A 10859-nucleotide genomic window follows, 5' to 3' on the forward strand; every position below is an offset into this window, starting at 1 on the left:
TCGTAAATTTCGACATCTTACGTGAAATTACGACAGTCGCAGAAAAAGACTCTATCCCAATATAAAAACAGTGTATTAGAAAGCCTCCCCCCGTAAAATTCACACTATTCTTTATTTTTGCCTAAAACACCGACATTTTTCTCTAATCGCGTTGCCCGCCAAAAACAGCGTAAGCTGCGTATAATCAGCGAGATAAGCGTCCGACATTTTTTGGCACTCTTCTTGTCTTAAATAGAGCGAAAGCCCTTTGAGAGGAAAACGACTGGTTTTAAGCGAGGAGAAAGAATGCGACTGCTTTTGATTGAGAATGATTCTACACACGGAAAAGTATTAAAGGACGTCTTTTCACTTTGGGGTCATGATGTGGGGTTGTGCCTTTCCGCCAAGGAGTTGTCAAATCATTTGCAAAAAAGTGATTGGAATGGCGTGGTGACGGAGCTGGCCATTCCGGGGATGGAAAAATATCAGGTCATTTCACGGGTAAAAGAGGAAATGCCCTGGGTGCCTGTGATTGTTCTTACGGAAAATGGTTCGATCAAATCGGCCGTGCGAGCCATTCAAATGGGGGCAGACGAATTTTTTGTTAAGCCGTTAGAAGTTAACCAATTACAGGCCGTCCTGGGTCAAATCAGCAGGAATATGCGCAAATGGGAAGAAACCGAGTATTTACAATCCGATCTGAAAAATACGTCGCGCAGGATGCAATTTCAACTTCAGAAAATCTATCGTCTTCTGGAGAGGACCCGGAAGGATGAGCTGAAATTACGGTTTATCCAAAGGAATTCACTCAATTCGATTTCAGAGGGTCTTTTAATGCTGGACGAGACAGGCATCGTGTATCTTCTGAATGATAAAATGGCCCGTTTTTTGGGAATCCCGGATGCGGGATCGGTGAATGGCAAAAACCTGTTTCAAGAAATTCCGGAGTTGAAAGCCACCCGGCTGTTTCAGGTTTTTCAAGACTTTTTGGAGAATCAAAAAGGCCTCAAAATTGACCATTTTACATTGCGAGATGATCCGAGATCAGATTGTGAACCCGTTGAATTGAGTATCGCGGGGAGCCGTTTCAATACCAAAGACAGTCTATTCAGCGGTGTGATTTTCATTATGAAGAAAGGAACAGGTCATGAGTGTTAATTCATTGGATTCACACTGGCACCAAATTCTCATTGAAAATCTGGATGTTTTTTATCCCAAAGGGAAGGTCCCTCTTATTCTGCCCTTTAACGATCGTGAAGAACTCAAAAAAAAGCTCTTTCAGAGAAATCTTCATCGGATGCTTTCCTATAAAACCCCAGTGTTCGTTACCGGAGCAAAGGGGGTGGGGAAGGAATATTGGGCGCGTTACATCCATTCCAACAGTCCGTTTCGAAACGGTCCGTTTATTGTGGTGGATACCGAGGCTATTCCGCCCTCGTTTTTGGAATTCTATCTTTTCGGGAAAGAAGGCGAAAACCGGGAAACATCCTCAAAAATTCAGAGAACGGGGAAAATTCAGCAGGCCGTGGGCGGAACGCTCTACCTGACGGAGGTCACCATTCTTTCGTACATGGTGCAAAAACGCCTGTATCAGCTCATTCAGCGAAAGCGAACACTCAATCAGGAACACGAACAGTCCCGGCCCTTTCGACTCATTGTCGGCAGCCGGTTTCATTTGAACGACATTGCTGAGCGGAAGCTGCTGGTTAAAGATTTCTTCTATCGGGTGTCCATTTACAATTTGGCACTGAATCCCCTGCGTCAGCGCCCGGATAATATTCCCAGTTTGGTGTCTGTTTTTATAAAGCTTTACAGCAAGGTTCTGAAAAAGTCGGTGAGCATTGCTGCGGCGGATGTTCTTGGATTTTTGCGGGAATATGACTGGCCGGGCAATATCGACGAACTGCGTGAGGTTGTTTTTGAAAGTGTGAACCGGGCAAAAAACGGGGAAAAAATTCTCCAGAGACATCATTTGCCGGAAAGTTTCTGGCATCGGTTGAAAGGGCCATTGAGCTAAGGAGGCTAACCCAATATGGATAATGGCATTAACTTAAGCGAACACATTCGAATTTTGTACCGTCATCGGAAGCTCATTCTGCTTTCCACACTTTTAGTGACGGCTTTGGTGTTCATCATGTCTCGATTTGAAAAGCCCCAATTTACATCGACCGTAAAACTGGCTATTTTTGATCGGGCTCTTACGGATGTTATTCAGGACAATATCGACACAAAAACGCACCTGACCATTGCCAATCAACTGGATATTCTTGAAAGCCAGGATTTCAAATATCGCGTGGCCAAGGCCTTGCCTCCGGCCGTTTACGCCAGCTTGACGTCAACCAATCCCTCAACAGTGGATAAGGTCAAACTTTTTATCAAGAAGGTATTTGGCTTCAAAACGGTGGAATTGACCCCTGAAGCGCAGGTCGTGGAAAATCTGGGCAGGATTGTTACGGCCAAGCATCGGGGCGGCGGGGTCATTCAAATTCAGGCGGTTTCACAGAACCCCAGGAAGGCACAGATTATTGCCAAGATCACGGCCGATGAATTTGTCAAATTCAATATTGAGAATCTGAGGGATCGGCTGGGGATTTTGCGCAACTTCTTTTCCGAGCAAATCCAGAATGCTTACAAAAAACTTAAAGAAGCGGAAGATGAACTGGAGCGCTACAAGCAAAGCAAGGGGCTGCCGTCTAACCAGAGTCAGTCGTTCGAGCTTTCAGGGCGGCTCAATTCAATTGAGAATGCCTACATCGAAGTGAAAACACAGCACAGTCTGGCCCGGGACCGCCTGAAAATGATCAACAAAAAGCTGGCGGAACTGGCGCAAAAGTTCCCGGCTATTCAGAACATCGAAAAAAAGGTGCCCCAGGTGGGGGTTTTAAAAGACAAGCTGATTGCGCTTGAAAAACAGCGGATGCTGGCTTCTGCAATTTACACCAACCAACATCCCAAGCTGGTTGCCATTAATCAGCAAATTGACCAGACGGTAAAGGATCTGCGGCGGCTTATCGGGGGCGTTTCGGGGAAGAATGCCCCATCGATTCAAACCGTATTTAGCTGGCAGGATCTGTACATCGAAAAAATATTTACGGAAGTTGAAATCTCCACATTGAAGAACAAAGAGGCCAGTTACAAGGTTCTTGCTGAGGATTACAAGAAAAAGCTTTTGTACGATATGCCCAAGCGGGAAAGACATCTGTACGAGCTGGTGCAAAATGTGAACACGCAGCGTTTGAATTACCAGTCGCTGGTGAATAACAATGAAAAAATACAGATGGTGGAGGCAGAAAAAGTGGGGAATGTACAGGTTTTAATGCCTGCCTCCTTTCCCGGAGCGCCCAATAAACAGCATCGAAGCGTAAAGATTATTTTTGGGGCCATTCTCGGGCTAATTTTCGGGATCGGCCTGGCGTACGCCGTGGAGTGGCAAAATGTCAGTCTCCGCACCATTGAAGAGGTTGAAGAGCGCCTAAACGTGCCGGTTTTAACGGCCATTCCCGATTTTTATTCCCTGCGAAAGGGAAAACCGGCGTCGGGCCGGGAAAACGATTCGTCCCAAAAGTCCCGTCTGGCGAGCAGTCTGGATAACGTGTACGTGTACCATTATCCCTATTCTCCGGCTTCCGAAAGCCTGCGCCGCCTGCAAACGCAACTGGAGCTTATCCTCTCAAAAGACGAAGGCATCGGGCATGTGGTGTTGTTGACCAGTGCGGGGCCCAACGAAGGGAAATCGACCGTTGCCGCGAATTTGGCTGTCGCCATGGCGCAGACCAATAAGCATGTGGTTTTGATCGATTCGGATTTGCGGCGGCCGACCCTCCACAAGTTTTTCAACGTGCATCGAAGCGATGGTTTGGTGGATATTCTGTCGGACGATGTGTACATCGGCGGACTTGTAACGCGGATGCCGGGGGTGAAAAAACGGCTGGAATTGGTTACGAGCGGCCGCTCTGTCACGAATCCGATGGCTGTTTTTTCGTCCGCCAAACTGCCGCGATTTTTGGATGAACTTCGCCGGGCCTACGATTACGTTGTCATCGATACGCCGCCCCTGATTTCGTTTGCCGATTCCCTGTTGCTTGGAAAATATGCCGATGGAATTGTTCTGATTATTGAGGCCGGGAAAACTCAGGAATCGGCGGTGAAGCAGTGTTTGAAAATGATTGACAAAGCCGATGCTCCCTTTCTCGGCGTGGTTATTAATAAACTGAATTTTAAGAATGAATACGGTCCGTATAATTATTACAGCTCGTATTATAAGGATTACTACCGAGAGAAAGAACGGCCGGCACAGCCTCTCATCAAAAATCTGAGCGGGCTTCTGCAAACGGATAAGAAGAATACCAAAAATACACCCGACAACTCACAGGCAGACACAACAACGAAAATCAATTCAGGAGTGAAGGATAGCTGATGGATTTTGAAATACTAACACACGAGCGTGCGTTTTGGAATCTGAGAGCCGCCTGGAATGCCCTGAACCGGGAGTCCCTTCGTCCGAATTTGACCGGCTCACACGAATGGATTTGGACCTGGTGGAAAGCCTTTGGCTCATCGGGAACCCTCTGGATTCTTGTGGCAAAAGAGAATGGCAAAATTACGGGAATTGCTCCGTTTATGAAGACAAGGATTTTTAAATACGGGACGCGTCTCCGCACCATTCAATTTCTCGCCAATGCGCATTCCAACAAGGCCGGTTTTTTAGTGGCAGGGAATGCCGGACATTTTTTTGACGAATTGGCAAATTTTCTTTACGAGCGGCGCGCTGAATTTGATTTTCTGAATTTTATGCTGCTTCCCGAGCACGACCCATTCGTAAAAATGGTGAAATTCCGGCAAACGGCAGATCATTTTTTCTGGGGAATCCGTCCCGGAACCGCTTCTCCTGTGGTCCGGCTTGAACCGGAATTTGATGCGTATCTGTCGAAACTCTCAAAAAAGTCACGCTACAATGTAAGAAAAAAGCGGCGGGAAATCGAGAAACTGGACGGTTTTCGTATCAGACATTACGAAGACGCAGACGAGGCGGAAAAATTTTTGGCATGCGTTGAACAAATCGAACGGAAGTCCTGGAAATTTAAAGAGGGCAGGAGCCTGCTTTCGAAAGAAGAGGTCTGGAATTTTTATCGGGCCGTGATTTCGGAGATGGCCCAAAACCAGGTCTTTCACGGATTTATTTTATTTCTTCAAAATAAGCCGGCCGCTTACGAAATGGCTTTTGCATCCGGAGAGGATCTGCTCAGCCAGAAAATATCCTACGACGAGCAATGGAGAGCGTATTCCCCCGGTTTTGTTCTGAAAACCGAGGTCATCCGCTGGGCATGCGAAACAGGGTTTCGGACCAATCATCTTCTGGGCGATTGTGAGCCGTGGAAATTGCAGCTTGGCGGTGTTTTGAACCCCCACGTTTACGTGCAGGCTTATCGGCCCGGCTTGCACAGAACGGTCCTGGCCAAGTGGGAGTTTGATTGGGTTCACAAATTGGGTTCGGCGAAACGAACGATTTTAAAGGTTGGGAGTCTCTCATGAAAGTCGGATTGATCACCTGCTGGTACAAGCATCAAATTTACAGCAATTATTCCCGGGAATTGCGGACGCATCTTCAGCAATTGGGGGTTGAAGTAAAAATCATTGCCTCCGAATGCGGGTGCGGGCTTTCGCACCGGGAGAAACAGAAAAACCTGATTGAAAAACCGGATATTTTTCTGAACACCCCATATCCGGTCATTCGAAATGATTTTCCTGATTGGCGGAGGAAGATGTGTTTCAAGATGGCTCTCGGGTACAATTTTAAACGGGGGATCGCCTTTCATACGGCCTGTCCCGATTGTGACGTGCTTCATTTTCAGCAGGTGAACGATTCCTTTGGAGCAGAATCACTGACCACGTTTCTGGCTCGCCCGTCAAAAGCAAAAAAAGTGGTTACGGTTCACGAATTGGACCCCTTTCAATTGCATTATCGAAAATTGAACCGTCTGTACAATCGGGCGCATCGGGTGTTTGTTCACTCAAATTATATGAAAGCGCAATTAATGGCCCTGGGCGTTGAGGAAGAAAAGCTGCAAATCATTCCATTTGGAGTGGATTTGCCGCAGTTAAATGGCCACCGTCGTACCAAAATTGTGTATTACGGAGGTCATCATTTGCTTTCGGGGAAGGGATTTCATCCCTTCCTGAAAGCGGTAGCACAGTTGAAGCGGTGGGGTTATGATCATCCGGTCGTGGTTCACGGAGGATTTTCAATCGCAGACACGATTAAGGGAAAAAGAATAGCCCGGGGGCTCGGCATAGATTCACAAGTGGAATGGCTGGGGGCGGTTGAAGGGCCCGGTTTGCACAAGATCTATCAGGAAGGAGTTTTGTCTGTGATTCCTTTTACAAAGGGAACCGGAGCCTTTGCAGCCACGCTCTCGATGGCCAATGCCACGCCGGTTGTGGCCACCCAGGCCGTGGAATTGCCTGAATATCTGGAGGATGCCGCCGTTTATGTCCCGGTAAATGATCAGTTAAAGCTTCAAAAGAAAATGGTCGAATTATTATCACAGCCGGATGCGAGGCAGGAACTGGCCCAAAGGCTGCGCCGGCGGGCAGAGCGTATTTTTGCCTGGCCGGTTGTGGCCAAACGAACCCTGGAGGCGTACGAAGATTAGCGCGGAATTTTGAACTGGATACAGGATCCCAAAAAAGTCGGGATCCCTTGCTAAGACATCTCGTTTTTGAGTGTTGTAAATTGGGTTAAAATAAAAACCCGCTAATTTGGAGAGAATGAAAAATCAAATGAACAAAAGGGTGTCAACAATTAAACATTCGGTCGATAATCTCTTACAGGAGCCCCGGCTGGCGCTTTGGGCGGCCCTTTTCGGGAGCGGTATTATCGCCCTGGCCGTTCTTAAAACCCACCTGTCCTTTACATTGGGGATTGCCGGCGGACTTATTTTCGTTGTTTTGATTGCTCAACGGATTGAGGCCCTGATTGTCTTTCTGATTTTCATTATACCCTTTCAATCCAAATTGCCTCAGAGTTTGAATATCGGTGGCGGAATTAATGCCTTTAATATTTTGGTTGGGTTGTTGCTCTTGTTGTGGTTTTTCCACAAAATCGACGGCCGGCTTTCCAAAATTAAGAATAATACAATGACCTGGGTCTTTCTGGCATTTTATCTGATGGTTGTTTTGGGCATTATTCGGAGCATTCACTGGATGGGGTGGGGGATTGTTTCTCAATCCCTCAATCCGGCCAAGCGCTGGATTTTACCCACATTTCTGTTTTTTCCCATTGCCGTTTCAAATTTTGACGAAAAGAAACTCAAGCTTCTGGTCTGGGCAATTGCGGGAGTGGTCTTCCTCATGGCCTTCCAGTCATTGCGGGATTTTCATTCCGTTGGATTCGGGCACTATTCCGACAGTGCCCGATTGGGCGGTCCTTTTGGAATGGGAGGAGAAAATGACCTGGCGGGCTTTTTTGTGTATTATTTTCCCTTGGTGGCCGCAGCGGCTTTTTTTGATAAGAAAATAATTCATAAATTCTTTTTTTACGGCGTGGTTCTCATTTCAATCGTGACCATTCTTTTTACCTATTCCCGGGGGGCGTACCTCGGCGGGGCCGCCGCGCTTCTTTTCCTGGGAATTACAAAAAAACGGGGTCTTCTCTTCCTGGGCATTATCCTTGCGCTCAGCTACCGGCTCTGGATTCCCGAAGCCGTTACCGAACGCGTGGAAATGACGGAAAAACACATGATTGTGGAAGAACCCGGAGAGATTATTCTTTCTCCGTCAGCCATTGAGAATAATTTCGAAAAAAGCACCGCTTTGCGCATTACCATCTGGAAGGGGGCCTTAAAGATGATTCAGGAATACCCCATTCGGGGATTTGGCTTCCGAATGTTCGAGCCATTTATGACGAACTACGCGCAAATTGCCTATCACATGGATACGCACAATATGTACCTGCGCACAGCGGTTGAACACGGCCTTCCCGGACTGGGTGTTTTTCTCCTGTTGTGGATCGTGCCCTTTTGGGCCGCTCTGAAATTGTATCGCGCGGGAACGCTTCCCCTCACAAAAGCCGTTTCGCTGGGTTTGATGGCCGGGATTGTTGGCATCGCCATTGTCAACTTGTGGGGATCCCGCTTTTTCCGGGATGAACTGGTCGGATTGTACTGGATTATTCTTGGAATTTTCTATCGGCTTAAATCAATCGAAGAAGAGAAACAGGTTCAAAAGAAAAATAGACCCGCATTTCAGATCCATTCTAAAAAAGAAGGGGAGGTTGTCCATGTTTAACCTAAAATCGGTTACAGCCGAAGTCCTCCTGGGAACGCCCTCTGTGGAGTCGATCCTGAAAAAACGTCTCCTAAAAAATGGACAGTCCATTGTGCTGAATTACCACAGGCTTTGTAAAAACGAGGATCCGTTCTTCCCCGCGCTTCCGGTGGACATTTTCCAAAAGCAGGTGGAATGGCTGGCTGAAAATTTTCAGGTTTTGCCCGTGAGCGAGTTGGTTGAACGCAGCCGGAAAGGCCACCCCCTGGATGGAACCGTGGCCATTACATTTGACGACGGCTACAGGGACAATTATGAACTGGCCTTTCCCATACTAAAGACCCTGAACTTACCGGCCACTTTTTTTGTCACAACCCATTTTATTGAGGGGCACATACCCTGGTTTGACCGCGTTCACTACGCCATTCACAAAACCCGGGAGGCTTTTGGGCATCTGAAATTGAATGGGAAATCCTACGACCTCCCTCTGCGGAGTATTCCCGAACGGCTGAAGGCCATTTCATTCGTGAAAAGCAGACTCAAGAAGATACCTCTCCCGGTCATGCAGTCTTACATCGAAGAAATTGAACAGCGGCTGCATGTTGATCCGATTCAAACCGACGCCGCCCGGTTCATGAATTGGGATCAATTGCGGGAAATGGCGTCGGCGGGAATGGAGATCGGGTCGCATTCGCTTTCTCACCCTATTTTTTCTCTTTTGTCGACTGCGCAGGCGCAAGCCGAAATTGCCGGATCAAAAACCTATCTGGAAGAAAAGCTGCGCCAGCCGATCCGGTCGTTTTGCTATCCGAACGGCAAATCGGGGGATTTTACCGAAACAACGAAAAAATTGATCAAAGATGCCGGATACCGCTCGGCCGTTACAACAGAAGCGGGCTATTTCACTGCCGAAACGGATCTGTACGAAATCCCGCGTTTTTACACGAGTATTCGCCATCCGGCCACATTTTCACTAAATTTGCTTTTGGGGAGAAATTAGTGAGAGCACAGGTAGAAATCATTCGCTCCTGGGACGAATTCTTGAAGCTGCGGGAAAGCTGGGACGATCTGTTCTGGGCAATGGACGTTAAAAATCCGTTTCTGTCCTGGAGCTGGGTGCAAACCTGGGTGGAAGTTTATGGTCCTTCCTACACCCCCGTAATTTTTGTCATAAAAGACAAGGATCACACGATTGGAATCGTCCCGTTTTATCTTGATCGTCGTTTGCGTCTTGGGTTTTCGCGCCATGGATCCCTTCGCTGGGTTGGGGATCAATTTGTTTCTTCCGAATTTTTGGACGCACTGGCTCCGCACTACCAGAAATACACCGTCTGGTGGAATGTTATTAATGGGCTGCTGGAAACCAATGAGATAGACTGGTCCTTCCTGTTCCTGGATGATATGCTTGATACGAATTTTTCTGTTCAAATTCTGGAACAACTCAGCAAGAAACTGGCCATTGGTTACCATCGGACGGTAAAAAATATTTTGCCGGTGTTGTTTCTGCCGAGGAACTGGGAAGAATGGGTACACACTCATCCCAATACAGCGTTTTTATCGATGACCCGAAATCGCTCACGGCGGCTGCGGAAAAAACATACGATTGAGATTCATCGTATTCGTTCTCTCCGGGAATTTGATCTGGCGGTCGAAATCTTCTTCGATCTCCATCAGAAAAATTGGCGGTCTCGGGGAATGCCCGGTTCGTTCGCGACGGAGGAAAAGCGCGAATTCTACCGCCGGATGGGCCGCCGGTTTTTGGAAAACGGGTGGCTTCAGTTTCGGTTTTCTTATCTGGATGGCCGCCCCGCCACCGCAGAGTTTGGAATTCTTTTGGACAACGTGTACTATTCTCTTCAAAGCGGTTACGATCCCGAATTCAGGAAATTTAACATGGGGCATTTTCTGCTTTATGAAATTGTGCAATGGCTGGTGAACAAGGGGGTTGAGCGCATTGAGTTTTTACGGGGCGACGAAGGGTACAAATTTAAGTGGGGAGCACAAAAACGGTATTCCGTTACCCAGTGGGTGGGAAAGCGGAATTTACCCGGATTGGCCTATCCCCTTTATAAAAAACAGAAACATGTTTTTAAACATTTGCTCCAGGGGGTATTTTCGTGATGAACCGCCCCATTAAAATTCTTTATTTAATCGATCAGCTGACGTTCGGGGGAGCGGAGCGGCATCTGGTGCAGGTTCTCCAAAAGCTGGACCGCAGCCGTTTTGAGCCGCATCTTTGGGTGCTGCACGGGAAATGGGACCTTCTGCCTGAGGTGGAAAAACTGGGCATTCCCTTCCGACACCTGAATGTACCCAATATTCTGACCGGGCAGGCGCTTCGTAAAATTCCCTATTGGGCGGGCCAAATCAGGGAAGAAGGGTTCCGGATTTTGCACACGTATCTGTTCGCGTCGAACAGTTACGGACAGGTTTTGGGGGCGTTGGCCGGTGTCCCGCTGCGGGTTAGCGCGCGCCGGGAAATGGTTACCTGGATGAGAACACGGCACATTCTGTTCAGTCGTTTTGTCAATCAATGGGTGCACCACTGGATTGTGGTGTCGAAAGCCGTTGCAAAAAACGTAAACAGGGTGGAACACATTCCGTGGAACAAACTC

General features: G+C 47.7%; 9 protein-coding genes. All 9 read left to right on the forward strand.

Going from position 1 to position 10859, the window contains the following annotated elements; genetic code table 11:
- Positions 1 to 285 precede the first annotated feature (285 nt).
- Positions 286 to 1137, forward strand: a complete 852-nt coding sequence (locus GXO76_11875) for a response regulator (GenBank protein NOY78557.1) — start codon at positions 286 to 288, stop codon at positions 1135 to 1137.
- Positions 1127 to 1996, forward strand: a complete 870-nt coding sequence (locus GXO76_11880) for a sigma-54-dependent Fis family transcriptional regulator (GenBank protein ID NOY78558.1) — start codon at positions 1127 to 1129, stop codon at positions 1994 to 1996. Before GXO76_11875 ends, GXO76_11880 begins: the two co-directional genes overlap by 11 nt.
- Before the next feature lie 15 nt (positions 1997 to 2011).
- Positions 2012 to 4396 (forward strand): polysaccharide biosynthesis tyrosine autokinase, encoded by a 2385-nt coding sequence (locus GXO76_11885; GenBank protein ID NOY78559.1) that lies wholly within the window; start codon positions 2012 to 2014, stop codon positions 4394 to 4396.
- Complete coding sequence (locus GXO76_11890; protein NOY78560.1) at positions 4396 to 5511, forward strand: GNAT family N-acetyltransferase; 1116 nt, start codon at positions 4396 to 4398, stop codon at positions 5509 to 5511. The genes GXO76_11885 and GXO76_11890 overlap by 1 nt, the downstream gene beginning before the upstream one ends.
- Entirely contained in the window at positions 5508 to 6632 is a 1125-nt protein-coding gene (locus GXO76_11895) for a glycosyltransferase family 4 protein (protein NOY78561.1), read from the forward strand. Before GXO76_11890 ends, GXO76_11895 begins: the two co-directional genes overlap by 4 nt.
- A 115-nt stretch (positions 6633 to 6747) precedes the next feature.
- Positions 6748 to 8265 carry a hypothetical protein gene (locus GXO76_11900; protein NOY78562.1) on the forward strand — a complete coding sequence of 506 codons (1518 nt, stop codon included), beginning with the start codon at positions 6748 to 6750 and terminating at the stop codon, positions 8263 to 8265.
- Complete coding sequence (locus tag GXO76_11905) at positions 8258 to 9244, forward strand: polysaccharide deacetylase family protein (protein ID NOY78563.1); 987 nt, start codon at positions 8258 to 8260, stop codon at positions 9242 to 9244. Before GXO76_11900 ends, GXO76_11905 begins: the two co-directional genes overlap by 8 nt.
- Complete coding sequence (locus GXO76_11910; protein NOY78564.1) at positions 9244 to 10365, forward strand: GNAT family N-acetyltransferase; 1122 nt, start codon at positions 9244 to 9246, stop codon at positions 10363 to 10365. Before GXO76_11905 ends, GXO76_11910 begins: the two co-directional genes overlap by 1 nt.
- Positions 10365 to 10859 (forward strand): glycosyltransferase (locus GXO76_11915; protein ID NOY78565.1); only part of this gene is annotated, 495 nt, incomplete at its 3' end. The genes GXO76_11910 and GXO76_11915, both read left to right, overlap by 1 nt.

Source organism: Calditrichota bacterium (genome assembly GCA_013151735.1).
Classification (GTDB): domain Bacteria; phylum Zhuqueibacterota; class JdFR-76; order JdFR-76; family BMS3Abin05; genus BMS3Abin05.

What these genes read in the sequence shown, in the direction of transcription:
- GXO76_11880 (NOY78558.1), top strand. Translation starts at nt 1,127, where the DNA reads ATGAGTGTTAATTCATTGGATTCACACTGGCACCAAATTCTCATTGAA.
- GXO76_11885 (NOY78559.1), top strand. Translation starts at nt 2,012, where the DNA reads ATGGATAATGGCATTAACTTAAGCGAACACATTCGAATTTTGTACCGT.
- GXO76_11900 (NOY78562.1), top strand. Translation starts at nt 6,748, where the DNA reads ATGAAAAATCAAATGAACAAAAGGGTGTCAACAATTAAACATTCGGTC.
- GXO76_11905 (NOY78563.1), top strand. Translation starts at nt 8,258, where the DNA reads ATGTTTAACCTAAAATCGGTTACAGCCGAAGTCCTCCTGGGAACGCCC.
- GXO76_11875 (NOY78557.1), top strand. Translation starts at nt 286, where the DNA reads ATGCGACTGCTTTTGATTGAGAATGATTCTACACACGGAAAAGTATTA.
- GXO76_11895 (NOY78561.1), top strand. Translation starts at nt 5,508, where the DNA reads ATGAAAGTCGGATTGATCACCTGCTGGTACAAGCATCAAATTTACAGC.
- GXO76_11890 (NOY78560.1), top strand. Translation starts at nt 4,396, where the DNA reads ATGGATTTTGAAATACTAACACACGAGCGTGCGTTTTGGAATCTGAGA.